The sequence below is a fragment of the Delftia acidovorans NBRC 14950 genome, from assembly GCF_001598795.1.
Taxonomy (GTDB): Bacteria; Pseudomonadota; Gammaproteobacteria; order Burkholderiales; family Burkholderiaceae_C; genus Comamonas; species Comamonas acidovorans.
In genome coordinates this window covers 67,503-84,442 of sequence record NZ_BCZP01000015.1, presented here as the reverse complement: position 1 = coordinate 84,442, position 16,940 = coordinate 67,503, and the positions used below count along the sequence as shown (strand labels likewise).

18 protein-coding genes and 1 tRNA gene are annotated in these 16,940 nt (G+C 66.7%); 7 read left to right on the top strand and 12 right to left on the bottom strand.

The genetic code is table 11. The features are described 5' to 3' along the window. Positions 1–158 precede the first annotated feature (158 nt). Together DA1_RS19155 and DA1_RS19150 are read left to right on the top strand one after the other, a co-directional pair. On the top strand, positions 159–1,703 hold the full coding sequence (locus tag DA1_RS19155; protein WP_080736986.1) for a S8 family serine peptidase: 1,545 nt from the start codon (positions 159–161) through the stop codon (positions 1,701–1,703). A gap of 23 nt (positions 1,704–1,726) precedes the next feature. Then, positions 1,727–1,969 carry a hypothetical protein gene (locus DA1_RS19150; protein ID WP_034397838.1) on the top strand — a complete coding sequence of 81 codons (243 nt, stop codon included), beginning with the start codon at positions 1,727–1,729 and terminating at the stop codon, positions 1,967–1,969. A 74-nt stretch (positions 1,970–2,043) separates the two neighbouring features. On the opposite strand, the gene DA1_RS19145 is transcribed toward DA1_RS19150, so the two are convergent. Together DA1_RS19145 and DA1_RS19140 are read right to left on the bottom strand one after the other, a co-directional pair. Beyond that, complete coding sequence (locus DA1_RS19145) at positions 2,044–2,484, bottom strand: hypothetical protein (RefSeq protein ID WP_034397837.1); 441 nt, start codon at positions 2,482–2,484, stop codon at positions 2,044–2,046. Positions 2,485–2,858: 374 nt separating this feature from the next. Beyond that, entirely contained in the window at positions 2,859–3,770 is a 912-nt protein-coding gene (locus tag DA1_RS19140; protein WP_034397834.1) for a LysR family transcriptional regulator, read from the bottom strand. Positions 3,771–3,859: 89 nt separating this feature from the next. Here DA1_RS19140 and DA1_RS19135 point away from each other — a divergent pair, with 89 nt between their 5' ends. Then, positions 3,860–5,248 carry an MFS transporter gene (locus DA1_RS19135; RefSeq protein ID WP_034397832.1) on the top strand — a complete coding sequence of 463 codons (1,389 nt, stop codon included), beginning with the start codon at positions 3,860–3,862 and terminating at the stop codon, positions 5,246–5,248. Continuing rightward, positions 5,220–5,639: a DUF4440 domain-containing protein gene (locus DA1_RS19130; RefSeq protein ID WP_034397829.1), complete on the top strand. Its 420-nt coding sequence runs from the start codon at positions 5,220–5,222 to the stop codon at positions 5,637–5,639. The genes DA1_RS19135 and DA1_RS19130 overlap by 29 nt, the downstream gene beginning before the upstream one ends. Before the next feature lie 22 nt (positions 5,640–5,661). On the opposite strand, the gene DA1_RS19125 is transcribed toward DA1_RS19130, so the two are convergent. The 4 genes from DA1_RS19125 to DA1_RS19110 are packed head-to-tail and all read right to left on the bottom strand — an operon-like array spanning position 5,662 to position 10,032. Continuing rightward, the gene (locus DA1_RS19125; protein ID WP_034397827.1) at positions 5,662–6,615 is read right to left on the bottom strand and encodes a glycosyltransferase family 32 protein; all 954 of its coding nucleotides are present in this window, start codon (positions 6,613–6,615) and stop codon (positions 5,662–5,664) included. Then, a complete protein-coding gene (locus tag DA1_RS19120; RefSeq protein ID WP_034397825.1) occupies positions 6,612–7,649 on the bottom strand; it encodes a glycosyltransferase family 2 protein in 1,038 nt (345 codons plus the stop codon). The genes DA1_RS19125 and DA1_RS19120 overlap by 4 nt, the downstream gene beginning before the upstream one ends. Next, positions 7,646–8,767, bottom strand: a complete 1,122-nt coding sequence (locus tag DA1_RS19115; RefSeq protein ID WP_034397824.1) for a glycosyltransferase — start codon at positions 8,765–8,767, stop codon at positions 7,646–7,648. The genes DA1_RS19120 and DA1_RS19115 overlap by 4 nt, the downstream gene beginning before the upstream one ends. Beyond that, the gene (locus tag DA1_RS19110; RefSeq protein ID WP_034397822.1) at positions 8,764–10,032 is read right to left on the bottom strand and encodes an O-antigen ligase family protein; all 1,269 of its coding nucleotides are present in this window, start codon (positions 10,030–10,032) and stop codon (positions 8,764–8,766) included. The genes DA1_RS19115 and DA1_RS19110 overlap by 4 nt, the downstream gene beginning before the upstream one ends. A 131-nt stretch (positions 10,033–10,163) precedes the next feature. Here DA1_RS19110 and DA1_RS19105 point away from each other — a divergent pair, with 131 nt between their 5' ends. After that, complete coding sequence (locus DA1_RS19105; RefSeq protein ID WP_034397820.1) at positions 10,164–11,030, top strand: capsular polysaccharide synthesis protein; 867 nt, start codon at positions 10,164–10,166, stop codon at positions 11,028–11,030. A gap of 31 nt (positions 11,031–11,061) precedes the next feature. Here the strand turns inward: DA1_RS19105 and DA1_RS19100 are convergent, their stop codons facing one another. The 4 genes from DA1_RS19100 to radA all read right to left on the bottom strand — a co-directional run bounded on the left by DA1_RS19100 (position 11,062) and on the right by radA (position 14,195). Further along, complete coding sequence (locus DA1_RS19100; RefSeq protein WP_012202256.1) at positions 11,062–11,271, bottom strand: zinc-finger domain-containing protein; 210 nt, start codon at positions 11,269–11,271, stop codon at positions 11,062–11,064. A 35-nt stretch (positions 11,272–11,306) separates the two neighbouring features. Next, positions 11,307–12,245 carry a branched-chain amino acid transaminase gene (locus tag DA1_RS19095; protein WP_034397818.1) on the bottom strand — a complete coding sequence of 313 codons (939 nt, stop codon included), beginning with the start codon at positions 12,243–12,245 and terminating at the stop codon, positions 11,307–11,309. Positions 12,246–12,289: 44 nt separating this feature from the next. Continuing rightward, a complete protein-coding gene (locus DA1_RS19090) occupies positions 12,290–12,730 on the bottom strand; it encodes a hypothetical protein (protein ID WP_034397816.1) in 441 nt (146 codons plus the stop codon). 79 nt (positions 12,731–12,809) lie between these two features. Then, entirely contained in the window at positions 12,810–14,195 is a 1,386-nt protein-coding gene (gene radA / locus DA1_RS19085) for a DNA repair protein RadA (RefSeq protein ID WP_034397813.1), read from the bottom strand. A gap of 143 nt (positions 14,196–14,338) precedes the next feature. Between radA and DA1_RS19080 the strand changes: the two genes are divergently transcribed. Further along, positions 14,339–14,415, top strand: a tRNA-Met gene (locus tag DA1_RS19080). 67 nt (positions 14,416–14,482) lie between these two features. Here the strand turns inward: DA1_RS19080 and DA1_RS19075 are convergent. Beyond that, on the bottom strand, positions 14,483–15,295 hold the full coding sequence (locus DA1_RS19075; RefSeq protein WP_034397812.1) for a siderophore-interacting protein: 813 nt from the start codon (positions 15,293–15,295) through the stop codon (positions 14,483–14,485). A gap of 96 nt (positions 15,296–15,391) precedes the next feature. Here DA1_RS19075 and DA1_RS19070 point away from each other — a divergent pair, with 96 nt between their 5' ends. Continuing rightward, positions 15,392–15,832 (top strand): MarR family winged helix-turn-helix transcriptional regulator, encoded by a 441-nt coding sequence (locus tag DA1_RS19070; RefSeq protein WP_012202251.1) that lies wholly within the window; start codon positions 15,392–15,394, stop codon positions 15,830–15,832. On the opposite strand, the gene alr is transcribed toward DA1_RS19070, so the two are convergent. After that, positions 15,833–16,936: an alanine racemase gene (gene alr, locus DA1_RS19065; RefSeq protein ID WP_034397810.1), complete on the bottom strand. Its 1,104-nt coding sequence runs from the start codon at positions 16,934–16,936 to the stop codon at positions 15,833–15,835. Between the last annotated feature and the right edge of the window lie 4 nt (positions 16,937–16,940).

Here is a 16,940-nt window from a genome sequence, read left to right as displayed (position 1 = left end):
GACCGGCAAAAGTCAGGAACCCCATTGCACCCTCAATACAAGAAATTGCGTTGCACCATGAAATACCCATGAAAATCCCGGGCATTCCTTATTGCATTCCCTTGGGTTGATCAAAATCCTCAACTTCAATGGCCATGCAATGAGGGAGAGAGATCAATATGACGACGCACAAGACCATGATGGTTGATGAAAAGACTGACTACGTATTGCTTCCAGTACGTGGCATGCATTCAGAAGCCATGTCCACACTGGGATTGGCAAGCACAAGCTTTGGCCGCACACTGCGCTCCCGCCTGAAAGCCAGCAAGAATGCCACTATGGAAATCACCCCGAAAGGGGTCGATATCGTTCATTCGGTTTCTCCTACCGGGGCCAAGCTCGTTGCGGTGACGCCCCAGGAACTTGCGGCCCTGCGTGTGGAAGCGCCCGGGGTTCGCGCGGTTCCCGTGGTTGTCTACGACCTCATGCGCAGCCCACGGCTGAAAGCGGTAAAGCGAGCGAAGAGTACGAAAACGGGCCCCGGCATCTCTTTGCGTCTCAAGGTCGAAGACGGGGCAGGCAATCCCCTCCAGGGCGCTCTCGTAGTGGCATTCACTGATTTCGCCGCCGGGGTGGGCGGTGACAGCACCAGCAATGCCAAGGGCGAGGCCACGTTGAAGCTGCAAGACGGCCCCATGGTCGAAGTGCTGGCCGTCTATGCGGATATCACTGGCCATTGGGGATTGGTGCAGCGCCATATCACCCTGGTTGATGGCTATACCGTCAAACTGGATGCAGTGGATCTGAGCCAGGACGACTTCGTCACGCGCCTCTATGGCAAGCCCAAGGCCACTGACGGCCGCAATGTGGTTGTCGGCGTGGTGGACACTGGCGTCGACGGCACGCACCCGGATTTGACAGTGCAGCAATCACGTGCCTTCGTCTATCAGGAAAAGGATGCCGGCGACGGTTCGCCACGCGCCCGTGATGGGGAGCATGGCACGCATGTGGCAGGCCTTGTTTCCGGCCGGGGCCAAGGCTCGGCCAGGCACCATGCCGGCCGGGCTCCTGCCGCGACGCTCAACTCCTACCGTGTGTTCCCGCAGGCAGGCGGAGGTGCGCTGAACTACGACATTCTGCGGGCCATCGAAGCCGCCGTGGAAGACGGTTGCGATCTGATCAACCTGAGCCTGGGCACCCCATCACCCGATGAAGCCGTCAGGGACGCCATCAAGGAGGCTTTCGACCGCGGCACAGTCTGCATTGCCGCAGCCGGCAACAACGGACGCAAGCCGCTGCTGTTTCCGGCACGGTGGTCGGAAGTGATCTCGATCACCGCCATCGGCGAAAAAGGCACCTACCCCGACCACTCCACGGAGACCCTGGACGAACTGGACCCGTACACGGCACTGACGGCGGACTCGCTGCACAAGCGACGTTACGCAGCGAAGTTCACCAACATCGGGCCGGAAGTCATTGCAACAGCGCCAGGGGTTGGCATCGTTTCGACACTTCCAGGAACAGGCTACGGCGCAATGAGTGGAACCTCCATGGCAGCGCCGGTGGCATGTGGCTTGCTGGCTGCCGAGCTATCCCGCAATCCACAGATCCTCACCATGGCCCGAACACGCCAGCGCGCCATAGAGATCCAGCGCCTGTTCTTCTCCATGTGTGTGGTGGCCGGCTTTGCCAGGGATTTTGAAGGCCAAGGCTTGCCCAAATGAACGCTTGCGCTAGAGTCCCGTTCATGAGCCATGTGATCCTTCGCAAGACCAAGGACGCCGCCGTGTCTGCGGCCGACGTGGTCACGCTCGTCACAGATGCCACCACACGGGGCCGCATCTTGAGCCACAGCGGCAACAATGTGCTTGCCGACGTACCCAGCGGTCAGATCGATATGCTGGCGGCACGGCTGTCGGGCTGGATCGTCTCCGAGCAAGGACCGGCAACTCCTGTGCCCGACTCCCGGATGCGGGCACGCAAGCGTTAGGGCCTGCCCTCGTGCGGTTGCTGCGGGCCATTGGCCAGCCGCAGCAGCCACTGAGTCGGCCCACGCTGCGCCAGTCAGCCACCGCGCCGGTGCTGCCACTCCACACGTTCCACCAGGTCCCTGAGCAGGTCGAAATGCCAGCGGGTGCGCTTGAGCAGGCGGCCGTAGCGCGAGCGGGGGAAGCGGTAGGCGCCATCGGCCAGTTCGATGGCGCAGGACGCCAGGTGCCACTGCTGCTCGAACGCCTGGTGGCTGTCCGGCGGGTCGGCGCGCATGCGGCGTATGTGCGCCAGCGCCAGCTCCACCGCGCATTCCACGTCGAACTGGCGGGCCTTGCGGTCGGGCTTTTTGCCACAGACCTCGGCCAGGGTGACCAATCTCCCCTCGATGACGACCAGACAGACATGCATGGCCTGCCAGGCGCTGGGCCAGTCGGAAGGCCTTGCGGCTTGCGGCCGCTTGGGCAACGGCTGCGCCTGCACTGCCGCGTCGGCAGTGTTTTTGCGGGATGTCATGGGGTCAGCCCTCCTGATAGAGAAGAGGGCTGGAAGGGGCAAGCGCAGCGCTGGGGCTGGCAAGGATGGGGAAGGTCATGGTCTGTTTTCCTACGAGATCACAGAAAACCACCGGTTGAGTTTCTACGCACAACAGGTGGGCGTGGTGGTTAGAAACACGTCCGTAGCCGTGCGGGCGTCCTTGCGGATAGCCCCCACCACGCCCGAAACCATGCGGACAGGCGCAAGCAAATGCGCCAATCCGACGAGATAAGGCATGACAAAGCCCCGCTTTAAGGTGGGGGCTGCAACCTAACGGAAGGTGTTTCTACGCACCGGGCCTTTCGGCTTGCGGGCAGTTTAACGGGACCAGAGCGGGCCGGCCAGCCGCGCGCTCAATCCCGGCCCAGGTGCTCGCACAGGAAGTCGATGAACACACGGGTCTTGCGCGGCAGGTGGCTGCTGTCGGGAAAGACCACGCTGATGGGCTGGGGCGGCAGGGCGTGGTCGGGCAGCACGCGCTGCAGCACGCCGTCGGCCAGGTCGTCCTCCACAAACCACGCAGGCAGCACGGCCACGCCCAGCGAGGACCGGGCCAGGGCGCGGATGGCGGTGGAGGAGTTGGATTGGTGGGCCGCCCGGCCCACCACGTCCACGCCCTGGCCACCGGCAGTGCGCAGCGTCCAGGCCGTGGGGTGGGTGAGGTTGCTGTTGGCAATCCAGGGCAGGTCTGCCAGGTCTTCGGGCCGGCGCACGGGATGGCTGCGCAGGAAGGCGGCCGAGGCCACCAGCACGATGTCGTAGCCGGCCAGCCTGCGGCTTTTGAAGCTGGAGTCCGCCAGATGGCCCAGGCGCACGACCAGGTCCAGCTTTTCGGCCACCAGGTCGCTCAGCGAAGAGTTGACGTCATAGGCCACCGAGATGCCCGGGTAGCGCTCCAGGAAGGCCGGGATCAGCGGAAGAATGTACTTCTCCCCGTATTCGCTGGTGGTGCTGATGCGCAGCCGGCCCGCGATGCGGTTGCCGCTGTGCATGGCGTTGTCGAAGGCGCTGCCCACGTCGCGGACGATGCCCTTGAACTCGTCGTAGAACTCCCGCCCGGTTTCCGTCAGGGCGATGCTGCGGGTGTTGCGCACCAGCAGGGCCACCGACAGCGCCTCTTCCAGCGCCTTGACGTGCAGGCTGGCCATGGCCTTGCTGATGCCCAGAAAGTCCGCCGCCCTGGTGTAGGAGCCGAAATCCACAACGGCCAGAAACGTCTGCGCGCGGTGGAGCAGCGTGTGCATGGCCGGGCTTGTGGGGGTCATTGTTCAATCCAGTCAAACAAAGAGTCCAGCATAGCCCCATCGACGTGGCCGCCCGCGCTCTTTAGTCTTGCCCCTCCTGAAAGCGCAAGATGACATACCGATACCGCCTGGCCACCGTTTTCCTGATGGGTTTCTTCGTCGACTGCATCAACATCTTCATGCCCGCCGTCGCGCTGCCCACGATTGCGGCCGAGTTCCATGTGGGCATCTCGACCGGGGCCTGGGTGGCCAATGCCTACATGCTGGGATTGACGCTGGCCATTCCCCTCGCCCCCTGGCTGGCCGACCGCTGGGGCGCGCGCGGGCTGATGGCGGGCTCCATGCTGGCCTTCGCCCTGGCCGCCTGGGCCTGCGGCGAGGCGGGCAGCTTCGGCCAGCTGGTGGGCTGGCGCTTCATCCAGGGCATGGCGGGCGGGCTGGTGATTCCCGTGGGCCAGGCCCTGGCCTTCAATCGGTTCCAGGGGCCGGAGCGCGCGCGTGTCTCCACGCTGGTCATGGCCGTGGCGCTGATCGCACCGGCCCTCTCGCCCTGGCTGGGCGGGCTGATCGTGGACCACGGCTCCTGGCGCTGGGTGTTCCATTCCAATATTGCGCTGGCCCTGGCCGCCGCAGGCCTGGCCTGGCTGTGGGTGCGCGATGCACCGGCCACGGCCCGGCAGCGGCCGGACCTCAAAGGCCTGGTGCTGGTCAGCGCCGCGCTGGCCGCCTGGCTGCTGGGCATGTCGCTCTATGGCGCAGGCCAAGGTTCGGGCCAGGGCCTGGCGCTGGCCTGGCTGGGCATGGCGGCGGGCCTGGCCTTCACGGTGCTGTATGCCATCCATGCCCGCAAGACGGCCCACCCCATTGTGGAACTGCAACTGCTCAAAAGCCCGCGCCTGCGCATGTCGGTGGCCGTCTACCACGCCATTCCCGGCGTGTTCACGGGCGTGAACCTGCTCAACATCTTCTACCTGCAGGACATGCTGCACCTGAGCGCGCAGGCCACAGGCCGATTCATGATGGTCTACGCAGGCGGCGCCCTGGTGTCCATGCTGGTGGGCGGCCGGCTGTACAACCGCGCGGGCGCACGGCCCCTGTTCATCGCCAGCATGGTGCTGCACAGCCTGGGCATTGCGGCGCTGGCCGCCGTGGCGGCCCCTGCCGACCCCTGGCTGCTGGCGGCCGCCTACGGCCTGATGGGCCTGGGCGGCGGCCTGGGGGCCAATACCGCGCAGACGACGGCGCTGCTGGACTTCGACGGCCGGCAGACGCAGCAGGCCAGCGTGATCTGGAACATCAACCGGCAGATGGCCTTCAGCGTGGGCGCCGCGTTTTTCCTGATGATTTTCAACACGCTCGCCACCCGCCTGGACGCAGGCCGGGCCTATCACATGACGTTTCTGATCGCATCGCTGGCAGGGCTTGTACCCCTGCTGCAACTGCGATCGCTGCACACCCTCAAGGACCACCATGCAAGACAACAAGCCCATCGACCGTGACATTGACATCGGCATCGCCGAACGCAGCATCCACCGGGTGCACGAGCTGATCCACACCGTCTTCACCCAACCAGCGGGCGCACAGGAAGCGCTGCAGGCGCTGATGCCCCAGTTCAGCCCGGAGTTCAGCATGGTGACCACCACGGGCAGGCTCGTCGGCCTGGACGATGTGGAACAGATGTTCCGGCGCGCGGCCGGCCAGCGGCCAGGGCTGGAGATATCCGTCTCCGACATGCAGCCCGTATGGCGGGACGCGGCCGGCCTGGCCATGCGCTACCTGGAAACCCATCGCCTGGACGGCGTGGAGACTTCGCGCCGATCAGTCGTGATCCTCAAACGTGCGGGCCAAGGGGTGCTGTGGCATTACCTGCATGAGACGGCCCTGGGCTGATGGCCCAGTCCGCGCTCGCCGCTCAGCCCCGCAGATAGCGGTCGGCGATGCTGCCGGGCACGTAGAGGCCGCGCTCCAGGTACAGGTCCAGCTTCTTGCGGTCGGGCGCGCGCAGCTTGATCAGCGGCACGGGCGCCTGTTCGGTGCGCGAGAACATGAGGCGGATCTTGAGCGGGGTGCGGCCCCAGCGGCCCAGCACGTGCAGGAAGAAGGGGCCGTCCTCGGCCTTGGCCAGCCGCAGGCGGTAGCTGCCGCCTGCGCGCAGCACGCGCTGCATGGCCAGGTGCATGCTCAGGTAGGAGGGCATGTCGATGCCCTGGCGCAGTTGCTCGTATTCGCCGGCCTGCTGGAGCTGGGCGATATAGGCCTCGCCCGTCTGCGGCAGGACCTGCTCCACGTATTCCTTGTGCAGGGCCGCGATGAAGGCGCTGCCCGGGGGCGCGGCCATGAGCCAGTTCTCGACCACGGGCACCTGCGGGTCGCGGGTGTAGCGCTCCAGGTAGTAGGCGACGAGGTCGGCGCCGCTGCGCTGCTGCTGCTCCAGCAGCCAGTCCAGCGGCTCGGTGAGGATGGTGCTGGCGTCCAGCCAGATGCCGCCGTGGCGGTGCAGCAATTCCAGGCGCAGCCAGTCCGAGCGCTTGGCCACGGGCAGCTGCTGTAGGTTGGCGGGGAGTTGCGGCACGTATTGCGGCAGTTGCGCGTCGTTGAGGATGCGCAGGCTGTAGCCGGGGTTCAGGCGGGCCCAGTTGTCAAAGCAACGCTGTATGAGCAGCGGCACCGAGTCGCCGTTCCAGTAGGCCCAGATGATGCGGGGAATGGGCGTGGAGACGGGCACGGGCGCCGCAGGCCCGATGTCATGGCTGCGAAAGTCAGGCGCCGGGCCCTGCTCCAGGCGGCGTGCGAAGGTGGCGTAGAAGCGGCGCATGCCGGCCGCCAGCCACAGCTCGCCCCGGGTTTTCAGTTTCAGGCCGCTCATGCGTGGGCTCCCGGTGTTCCCAGTTGCTGCGCGCGGCGCTCCCAGCTGCGCAGCTTCCATGCGCGCAGCCACCAGCCGCGCCGCAGATAGGCCTGGCGCAGGGCGGGCAGGGACAGCGGGGAGATGCGGCCGAAGTCCGCCAGGAACTGCTGGGCCAGTTCCTGCCGCTGCGCTGGCGGCATGTCCCGCTGCCGGTCGAGAAAGCGCAGGGCGCCGATGAGGTTGCGCGCAGCCTGGTGCGCCCAGGCGAAGTGCAGGCGCCCGTCGTTGCGCAGCGCATCATCCTGCAGGGCTTGCACGGCCTGCGCCAGGGGCCACAGGGCGGCGGACTGGTCTGCCGCCTTGGCAGGCGTCATGGACGCGAGGATGGAGTTGGCACGCTGCCGGTAGGCCACCCAGGGCTGGGGGCAGTAGTAGAAGCTGCTGCAGCGCAGCGCCATCTGCGGCATGGTCATCATGTCTTCGAAGTAGCGGCCTGCAGGAAAGCGCAGGCCGGCATCCCACAGGCTGCGGCGCGAGATCTTGGACCAGGCATGCAGCTGGCCCGTGCGCAGCAGGCCGGCCAGCAGGGCGCCGCGGTCCTGCGAGCGCTGCAGCGTGGGGCCGTGGAAGCTGTGCCGGTGCGCCTCGCCGCGCAGGCGGTGCTTGAGGCGCGGGGCCTCGCGCCAGACGGAGAAGTCGCAGAGCACGGCATCGGGCGCGTGTTGTTGCACGATGGCCGACAGCCCGGCAATCGCGCCGGGCAGCAGCTTGTCGTCGGAGTCCAAAAACCACAGGTAGTCGCCCGTGGCCGCATCGATCATGGTGTTGCGCGCCGCGCTCAGGCCGGCGTTGCGCTCGTGCTGCATGAGCTGCAGGCGGCCGGGCCAGCGCTGGTCCAGTTGCTGCATCAGGGCCCAGGAGCCGTCGGTGGAGCAGTCGTCCAGCACCAGCACCTGCACGCCGGCATCGGCCTGGTCCATGACGGACTGCAGGCATTCCTCCAGGTAGGGCAGCACGTTGTAGACGGGCACCAGGATGCTGAGCCAGGTCACGGACGCTCCCCCTGCAGCAGGCGTGCGAACAGGTCTTCGTACTGGCCGGTCATGCGCTGCAGGCTGTAGTGCGACAGGGCTTCCTGCCGCGCGGTGGCGGCCATGCGCACGGCGGCCTCGTCATCCTGCAGCGCCTGCTGCAGGGCGTCGGCCAGCGATTCAGGGTCGGCGTGCCCGGCCAGCAGGCCGTTGTCGCCGGGCCGCACCACTTCCTGCACGCCCACCACGCGGCTGCCCACCACCACGCAGCCCGCCGCCATGCCTTCCAGCAGGGACAGGGGCATGCCCTCGTAGTGCGTGGACAGCACGCAGACGCGGTGCGCACGCAGCAGGCCGGGCACGTCGTTGCACATGCCGATGAATTGCACCTGGTCCTGCAGACCCAGCTCGGCGCTGAGCCGCTGCGCCGCCTGCTGGGCGCGCGCCTTGCCGCCGCCGGCCAGGGTCAGCGTGGGCTTGAGGCCGCGCTGGCGCAGCACGGCCAGCGCGCGCAGCAAGGTGGCATGGTCCTTTTGCCGCGCAAAGCGCGCGGCCATGACGATGTCCGGCCGGCGCTGCAGCAAGGGGGGTGGCTCCTGCAGATAAGGCTCGGGCCGGATGCCGTTGCTGATGGCCATCAGCTTGGCGGCAGGAAATCCACGGTCCTGCAGGCTCTGGCGCACGCCTTCGGAGCAGCCGACGATGGCGGCCGTGCGCTCGGTCAGCCACAGGGCCTGAGCCAGCCGCCAGCGCGTGTAGCGCTCGCGCGAGTTGTGTTCCACATGCACCAGGCAGGGCACGCCGGCCCACAGCGCGGCAAAGCGGCCCCAGAGGTGGTCGCTGAAACCATGGGCCACGACGATGTCCGGCCGAAAGTCCAGGCAGATGCGGCGCAGCTGCCAGACGGTGGCGGCATGGGACCAGCCGGCCACCACGTCGACATCGATGCCGCCGTCGCGCAGCTTTTGCACGCGTTCATCGGAGGTATTGCGCTTGCGCCGCAGCACCAGTCTGGCGTCGAAGCGGCCCGACGCGCGGTGCGCCGACACCAGATCCACCGCCACCTGGGTGGCACCCGAGAAGCCGCCCGTCACGAAGTGCAGCACCCGGGGCCGGGCCGTGGTGGCGCGTTCCGTCACCGCACGGCTCCGCTGGCCCTTTCCAGGCCATGCAGCGATGACCACAGGGCCACCACGAGGAAGACGAAGAAGACGATGCCGCTGTTGTGCACGAAAAATTGCTGTGACATGCCGAACGCCAGGTACATGGCTGGCATCAGGCTGCCCAGGATACGCAGCAGCAGGGCCTCGCGCCAGGGGGTGCTGTCCGCAGGCCACAGCGCCATGCGCCGCCGCGAGGGCCAGAACAGCCACAGCAGCGAGGCGAACAGCGCTGCCTGCAGCAGAACGCCCGGCACACCGAGCTTGACCCAGATGTCCAGGAAGTCGTTGTGGATGAAGTTGTATTCGCGGATGGACTGGCCATAGCTGCCGGCGTCCACGCGCCGGTGCATCTCGTCCACATAGCCCTGCATGCCCCAGCCCAGCAGTGGCTTCTCGCCGATCATCTGCACGGCCAGCCGGTACTGCTCCAGCCGGGTGCCCAGCGAGGTATTGGAGTTGCCGGCATGAAGGTAGGTGCTCACATCCAGGTAGACCTCATCCACGCGCTCGCTGACGCGCGGGATGAAGGCCATCACGGTGGCCAGCGCCACCAGCAATGCGGCGCAGCCCAGCAACAGGCGGCCGAAGTACTGCGGACGGTACATGCGCACCAGAATCGTCAGCATGAAGAACATCGGCAACAGCGCCAGCCACCCGCCGCGCGAGCCCGACAGCAGCGAAGCCAGCGCCCCCAGCGCGGCGGCCGCCAGCACCAGCAGGCGCCAAAGCAGGGAGCGCTGGTGCCAGAAGGACATGGCATAGATGCAGGAGAAGCAGCCCAGCAGCAAGGCCATGTTGCCCCACTGGATGGCATTGGTGTAGCCCGTGGCCCGCTCCATGCCCAGCACCCAGACCTGCCACAGGGCCATGAAGCCCGCGCCTGCGCTGCCCAGTGGAATGCCCCACAGGAAGATCCGCGCCGTGGGCGGGTAGCACATGGCAAACAGCAGGCTGACGGCGCCCAGGATGAACTTCACGGGGCGGTCGAACTGCCCGGTGCCCCCGTCCAGCACGGACAGGTGGTACCACATCACCGCCATGCCCATGAACAGTGCAACCAGCAGCCAGGTGCCAGGTGACTGCCTGTACCGGACCCAGCGGGGCAGAAAACACAGGGCGCCCAGGGCCATGAGGCCCGCGCCATAGGAATAGCCCGAGCGCAGCCACAAGGCCAGCCCGGGCACCAGAACAGCTGCCAGGGTCGTGAGGACTCCTGGCAGCTTCGACTTGTCAAATCTCATCAAGACCGCAACTTTCTGCCCCAAAATGCGGGCATTCCGCTTTCCATCCGCTCATGAAAAAAATTCCTGCGGTCTTATTCAGGCTGCTCCATCGCTGGGCGGCGCCTTCCAAAATCGGCGCAGATTACACCATGCCTGCGCCCTTGCAGCTGCCCCCATCGCCCCCGGCAGCCGATGGTCTTGCAGCGGAAATCCCGAAAACGATCTGGACGTACTGGAACCAGTCCGGCCTGGATCCCTTCGTCCAGCAGTGCGTGGACAGCTGGCGGCGGCAGTGCCCGGATCACCAGGTCATCGTCGTGACGCCAGAGAACCTGGGCCAGTACGTCGCCCCCGGCGACCTTCCTGCGGCGTTTGCCGAACTCCATCCCACCAAGCAATCGGACTGGCTTCGCCTGTACCTGGTGGCACACCATGGCGGCTACTGGTTCGACGCCACCACGCTGCTGACCGCGCCGCTGGACTGGATGGGCGCCTGCCCCGGCGCAGGCGCTGCCGAGCTGGCAGGCTTCTACCTTGAGGGCTTCACCAGGGACAGGCGCTACCCCGTGATCGAAAGCTGGTCATTCTGCGCTCCGGCCGGCTCGCGCTTTGTATCGGAATGGCAAAAGGAGTTCCACCAGGCGCTGATCGTGGACGGCCCCGAGGCCTATCTGCAGCGCCTGCAGTCGCGGCACGACGCCGCCGAGGTGCTGCAGGGCATTCCCGATCCAAATTACCTTCTGATCCATGTGACGGCCCAGCAGGTGATGCGGCGCCTGCCCGATGCCCGGCTCACGCTGTTCAAGGCCGAGGACACGGCCTTCTTCTATCACTCTGCCCTGCGCTGGAAGTGGTACCTGCTCTACCCCCAGCTGTGCCTGGCGAAGGCGCCGCAGGTGGCGGCGCCCATCGTCAAGCTGCGCGGCGGGGAGCGGCGCCACTTCACGGACATGCTGGCTTTGCACGGAGGTGCTGCGCCCGGCAGCATCTGGAGCCGCGCGCTTTCGGCGCGCTGAGACACACAAAGCGGGCCGAGGCCCGCTTTGTTCAATGCCCGCCTGCGAAGACTTCGCCGGCTTTCAGGCGGTACAGCGTGCCGCAGTAGGGGCACTTGGCTTCGCCGGTGTGGGCCACGTCCAGGTAGACCTTGGGATGGCTGTTCCACAGCTTCATGTCGGCCTTGGGGCTGGGGCAGAACACGCCGCCCTGGGCGTTGAGGTCCTTGGCCGCCAGTTCGACGGTGGCATTCGTTGTCATGCTTGCTTATCTCTTTCGTGGGTCTCTAGGGATGTTCAGACCCGAGTCAGCCAATGGGCGTACTTGGGGTTGCGGCCGTTGACGATGTCAAAGAAGGCCTGCTGGATCTTTTCGGTGAGGGGGCCGCGGCTGCCCGCGCCGATCTCGATGCGGTCCACCTCGCGGATGGGCGTGACTTCGGCGGCCGTGCCGGTGAAGAAGACTTCATCGGCGATGTACAGCTCGTCGCGCGTGATGCGCTTTTGCACCACTTCCAGGCCCAGGTCCTTGCAGATGTGCATCACGGTGTTGCGCGTGATGCCGTTGAGCGCGCCGGCCGACAGGTCGGGCGTGTAGACCACGCCGTCCTTGATGACGAAGATGTTCTCGCCCGAGCCTTCGGAGACGAAGCCCGAGGCGTCCAGCAGGATGGCCTCGTCGTAGCCGTCGTCCAGTGCCTCGGTGTTGGCCAGGATGGAGTTGGTGTAGTTGCTCACCGCCTTGGCCTGGCTCATGGTGATGTTCACATGGTGGCGCGTGAAGCTGGAGATCTTCACGCGGATGCCGCGCTGCATGCCTTCTTCGCCCAGGTAGGCGCCCCAGGCCCAGGCCGCAACCATCAGGTGGATGGTGTTGCCCTTGGGGGAGACGCCCAGCTTGCGGTCGCCGATCCAGGTCAGCGGGCGCAGGTAGCACGATTCCAGCTGGTTGGCGCGCACGACCTCGACCTGGGCCTGGTTCACCGCTTCCTGGGTGAACGGGATCTGCATGCGCAGGATCTTGGCGCTGTTGAACAGGCGCTTGGTGTGGTCTTCCAGGCGGAAGATGGCCGTGCCCTGCTCGGACTTGTAGGCCCGCACGCCCTCGAATGCGCCGCAGCCGTAGTGCAGCGTGTGGGTCAGCACATGGATCTTGGCATCGCGCCAGTCCACCAGCTGGCCATCCATCCAGATCTTGCCGTCACGGTCGGCCATCGAGGGAACAACGGGGCTCATAGGAACATCCTTGGGGGTATTGAACAGAACACCAACCCGGTATTTTAGGGCGCAGGGACTGCATCGGGGGCCGCAGGTGCCTCTTGCTCCGCCTCTGGCGTGGGGCGTACCAGGGTCCACTTCATGAGACGGCCACTCTTGAACTCGCAGGTCACATGCGACTGCGTGCCGTCGGTCCAGCGGTAGATCTCGGGCTGCTGGCCCTCCTCGGACAGGCGCTCGCCCAGGGAGCGCGTCATGGCCACCACGTGCATCAGCGAGACCTTGGGCTTGAGCTTGACGTTGAGCATGACGGCGCTGCCCACATAGCCCATGGGCCGGTCCGAGGCCTTCCTCATGATGGACATCAGCCGCGTGAAATGCAGCAGCAGCCACATCATGATGCCGCCGCCCACGGCGACCACACCCATCCAGCCATAGGACTGGTGCGCAGCCACCAGCAGTACGAGCAGGCCCAGAGGAATCAGGATATTGCGCAAATTCATGGCGCCGATTGTCTTATGGAGGCGCCGCAGGGCCGCTGCGGACAGTGCGTATGCCCCCGCAATGCGCTCGGCATGCGCGTCAGCCCATCCCTCGGACGATATTCATGGCCTCGTCCACGCGTTCGACGGCATGCACGGTCAGACCGGCAATAGCCTTCTTGGGCGCATTGGCCTTGGGTACCACGGCCATGGTGAAGCCCAGCTTGGCCGCTTCCTTCAGGCGCTCCTGGCCGCGCGGCGCGGGGCGGACTTCGCCGGCCAGGCCCACTTCGCCAAAGGCGAGGAATCCCTTGGGCAGGGCGCGGCCACGCAGGCTGGAGGTGATGGACAGCATGACGGCCAGATCGGCCGCAGGCTCGCTGATGCGCACGCCGCCCACGGCGTTGACGAACACATCCTGGTCCGCGCAGGCCACACCCGCGTGGCGGCTGAGCACGGCCAGCAGCATGGCCAGCCGGTCGCGGTCCAGGCCCACGGACAGGCGCCGGGGCGCGGGGCCGCCCTGATCGACCAGGGCCTGTATCTCCACCAGCATGGGGCGCGTGCCCTCCAGCGTGACCAGCACGCAGGAGCCGGGCACGGGCTCGCTGTGCTGGGACAGGAAGATGGCGCTGGGGTTGGTGACGCCCTTGAGGCCCTTCTCCGTCATGGCGAAGACGCCGATCTCGTTGACGGCACCAAAGCGGTTCTTGATGGCGCGCACCAGGCGAAAGTTGCTGTGCGTGTCGCCCTCGAAGTAGAGCACCGTGTCCACCATGTGCTCGAGCACGCGCGGGCCGGCCAGTGCGCCTTCCTTGGTCACATGGCCGACCAGGATCACGGTGATGCCCGTGGTCTTGGCCGCGCGCGTGAGGTGGGCCGCGCATTCGCGCACCTGGGCCACCGAGCCCGGCGCCGAGGACAGCTGGTCCGAGTACACGGTCTGTATGGAGTCGATGACGACCACGGCCGGCTGGGTGGCCTCCATGGTGGCGAGGATCTTCTCCAGCTGGATCTCGGCCAGCACATTGACCTGGCTGGCCTCCAGCCCCAGGCGGCGCGAGCGCAGCGCGACCTGGGCACCGCTTTCCTCGCCCGTGACATACAGCGTGGGCAGGCCGACGCGGTGCAGCGCGTCCATGGCCTGCAGCAGCAGGGTGGACTTGCCGATGCCGGGATCGCCACCAATCAGCACCACGCCGCCTTCGACAATGCCGCCGCCCAGCACGCGGTCCAGCTCCTCGATGCCGCTGGGCGTGCGCGCCACGTCCTGGGCCTCGATGGCCGACAGCGGCATCACGGCCTGGACATTGGCCAGGCCCGCATAGCCCTGGGGCTGGCTGAGCCGGTTCTTGCCCGCGCTCGCAGGCTCGGCAACGGCCTCGATCAGCGAGTTCCAGGCCCCGCAGGCCGGGCATTTGCCCAGCCAGCGCGGGCTGGTGCCTCCGCAGGCATTGCAGATGAACGTGGTTTTGTCTTTGGCCATGGGGTGAGCACTATACCGAGGGGTGGCAGCCGCCCTGGCACGCATGTTTCGCGCCTATCGCAGTTGCGTGACGGAAAGATATCGGTTATAGTTCACTTCTTCGCTGCAGAAAATGCAGTGAAAACGAAATTACTGCGGATTACCGCGCGATGGAGCAGTCTGGTAGCTCGTTGGGCTCATAACCCAAAGGTCGGAGGTTCAAATCCTTCTCGCGCAACCACCACGAAAAAAAGCCCACTTCGGTGGGCTTTTTTTCGTCTGTACTTCCGTTCTTTTCTCCAGGAAGGTCAGCTGGGATCGTTCAGGTCTTCATGGTGGTCGGCCGTGCCCTGCTTCCAGTAAGAGGCCACGCGCATGCGCTTGGGCGATGCGCCCTTGGCCAGCAGCAGGCGACGCAGCTCGGCCATGGCACTGTGCTCGCCCGCCGCCCAGATGTAGCCGTCGTCCTGGGGCAGCTCCAGCGCGTGCACGGCATCGGCCAGCGATTCGACCCAGTCGCAGTCCAGCCGGGCCGTGCTGCTCCACTGACGGCGGTCGGCCGGGTTGCGCAGCTGCACGCGCACCACGGCGCGGCTGCCGGCGGGCAGTTCGGCCAGGCGCCGCTCGATGGCGGGCATGGCGGTCTCGTCGCCGAACAGCCAGTGCCATGGCAGGTTGGCCGAGATCACCAGGCTGCCGCGCGGACCGGCCAGGCCCACCCACTGGCCCAGCGGGGCGGTCAGCGCCCATTCGGTGGCGGGGCCGGCATCGTGCAGCGCGAAATCCATGATGAGGTTCTGGCGCGCGGCGTCGTAGCGCAGCGGCGTGTAGTCGCGCAAGGTGGGGCGTTCGTCCTCCACGAAGGTCGGACGGCCATCGAGCAGCACGGGAAGCGCGGGCAGTTCGCGCCCGGCCTGCGGCAGGATGAGCTTGACGTGGTCGTCAAAACCGGCGCTCACGAAGTCCTCCAGATCGGGGCCGCCCAGGGTCAGGCGGACAAAGCCGGGGCTGGGCTGTTCGCGCGAGAGCAATTGCACATGGCGGGCGCGGAAGGAATGGCGGACACGCTGGACGACGGGGGCCGGTGTCACGGCAGAGGTGGCTGGATTGGGCAAGTTCATTGGCGAAGCGGCCTGCGACGGCCTAGAATGTTGATTTAGTCCACCAATTCTCTGTCATCCGTTGACTTTGTCAACGTATTTCTACAAGACCCTGCCATGAATGCCTCCCTGCCCGCCGATATCTTCGAGGCCATGCACGAGCTGCTGCACCTGTTCCGGTCGCGCATGCGCGAGGACATGGAGTCCATGGAGCCCGGGCTGACGCCCAACGAGGTGCGCGTGCTGATGTACGTGGGCCGGCACCCGGGCCGCACGCAAAGGGATCTGGTCGACCACAGCCACATGGACAAGGCCCAGCTCGCGCGCATGCTGGCGCAGCTGCAGGAGCAGGGATGGCTGGACCGCGAACCGGACGCCCGCGACCGCCGCGTGCGCTGCCTGAGCCTCAGCCCCCAGGGGCAGGCCCTGTTCGACCGGCTGCGCCAGTCACGCCAGGCGCTGGCGGCCCGGCTGCTCAAGGATTGGGAGCCCGCCGCGCAACAGCAGTTGATGGCGCTGCTGGAGCGGGCCAGGGACAGCGTGGAAGCCGCGCCCTGATCAATCGACGGTCTTGTTCACGCGCGGCGCGACGGCGCACATGAGTTCATAGCCCAGCGTGCCTGCGGCCTCGGCCACCTCGTCGATGGGCAGCACCGCGCCGTTGCTGGCGCGGCCCCACAGCGTGACCTCGCTGCCCATGCCGGCATCGGGCACGGGCGTCAGGTCCACGGCCAGCATGTCCATGCTCACGCGGCCCAGGGTGCGGGTGCGCACGCCGTTCACCAGCACGGGCGTGCCCGTGCCGCAGTGGCGCGGATAGCCGTCGGCATAGCCGCAGGCCACGGTGCCCAGGCGCAGGGGGCCGTCGGCCGTGAAGCGCGATCCATAGCCCACGCTCTGCCCCTCGGTCAGTTGCTGCACGCCGATGATGCGCGAGCTCAGCGTCTGCGTGGGCTGCAGGCCCCAGTGGGCCGCCGTGTGCTGCGGATAGTCGGGGGCGCTGCCGTAGAGCACGATGCCCGGCCGCACCCAGTCGCAGCGCACCAGCGCGTCGTCGCCCTGGCGCAGCGTGGCTGCGCTGTTGCCCACGCTGCGCTCGCCGGGCAGGTCGCGCGTGGCGTCATGAAAGCGCTGCAGCTGTGCCGAGATTCCGGGCTGTCCGGCCCCTGCGTCGGCATCGCTGAAATGGGTCATGAACGAGATTTCCTCCACCTGGGGCAAGGCGTTCAGCCGGGCCCAGGCCGCGCGGTATCGCTCGGGCGTGAAGCCCAGGCGGTTCATGCCGGAGTTCATCTTGAGGAAGACGCGGTGGCCGTTCTGCGTCTTGTGCGCGGCCAGCCAGTCGATCTGGGCGTCGCAGTGCACGGCATGCCAGATGGACAGGCGCGAGCACAGCTCCAGGTCGCGCGGCTCGAAGACCCCTTCCAGCAGCAGGATGGGGCCGCGCCAGCCCAGCTGGCGCACGCGTTCGGCCTCGGCCAGGTCCAGCATGGCGAAGCCGTCGGCGCCGCGCAGGGCCTCGAACACGTTCTCGATACCGTGGCCGTAGGCGTTGGCTTTGACCACGGCCCACAATTTGGCATCGGGGACCGCCTGCCGCACCCGCTCCAGGTTGTGGCGAAGCGCGGCGGAATGGATGGTGGCAAGAATGGGACGCGGCATGGTT

Excerpts from the sequence above, each read along its gene's own strand:
- DA1_RS19070 (WP_012202251.1), top strand. The coding sequence starts at position 15,392 with ATGAATGCCTCCCTGCCCGCCGATATCTTCGAGGCCATGCACGAGCTG.
- DA1_RS19125 (WP_034397827.1), bottom strand. The coding sequence starts at position 6,615 with ATGAGCGGCCTGAAACTGAAAACCCGGGGCGAGCTGTGGCTGGCGGCC.
- alr (WP_034397810.1), bottom strand. The coding sequence starts at position 16,936 with ATGCCGCGTCCCATTCTTGCCACCATCCATTCCGCCGCGCTTCGCCAC.
- DA1_RS19095 (WP_034397818.1), bottom strand. The coding sequence starts at position 12,245 with ATGAGCCCCGTTGTTCCCTCGATGGCCGACCGTGACGGCAAGATCTGG.
- DA1_RS19090 (WP_034397816.1), bottom strand. The coding sequence starts at position 12,730 with ATGAATTTGCGCAATATCCTGATTCCTCTGGGCCTGCTCGTACTGCTG.
- DA1_RS19105 (WP_034397820.1), top strand. The coding sequence starts at position 10,164 with ATGCCTGCGCCCTTGCAGCTGCCCCCATCGCCCCCGGCAGCCGATGGT.
- DA1_RS19135 (WP_034397832.1), top strand. The coding sequence starts at position 3,860 with ATGACATACCGATACCGCCTGGCCACCGTTTTCCTGATGGGTTTCTTC.
- DA1_RS19130 (WP_034397829.1), top strand. The coding sequence starts at position 5,220 with ATGCAAGACAACAAGCCCATCGACCGTGACATTGACATCGGCATCGCC.
- DA1_RS19140 (WP_034397834.1), bottom strand. The coding sequence starts at position 3,770 with ATGACCCCCACAAGCCCGGCCATGCACACGCTGCTCCACCGCGCGCAG.
- DA1_RS19100 (WP_012202256.1), bottom strand. The coding sequence starts at position 11,271 with ATGACAACGAATGCCACCGTCGAACTGGCGGCCAAGGACCTCAACGCC.
- DA1_RS19075 (WP_034397812.1), bottom strand. The coding sequence starts at position 15,295 with ATGAACTTGCCCAATCCAGCCACCTCTGCCGTGACACCGGCCCCCGTC.
- DA1_RS19150 (WP_034397838.1), top strand. The coding sequence starts at position 1,727 with ATGAGCCATGTGATCCTTCGCAAGACCAAGGACGCCGCCGTGTCTGCG.
- DA1_RS19155 (WP_080736986.1), top strand. The coding sequence starts at position 159 with ATGACGACGCACAAGACCATGATGGTTGATGAAAAGACTGACTACGTA.
- DA1_RS19110 (WP_034397822.1), bottom strand. The coding sequence starts at position 10,032 with ATGAGATTTGACAAGTCGAAGCTGCCAGGAGTCCTCACGACCCTGGCA.
- DA1_RS19145 (WP_034397837.1), bottom strand. The coding sequence starts at position 2,484 with ATGACATCCCGCAAAAACACTGCCGACGCGGCAGTGCAGGCGCAGCCG.
- radA (WP_034397813.1), bottom strand. The coding sequence starts at position 14,195 with ATGGCCAAAGACAAAACCACGTTCATCTGCAATGCCTGCGGAGGCACC.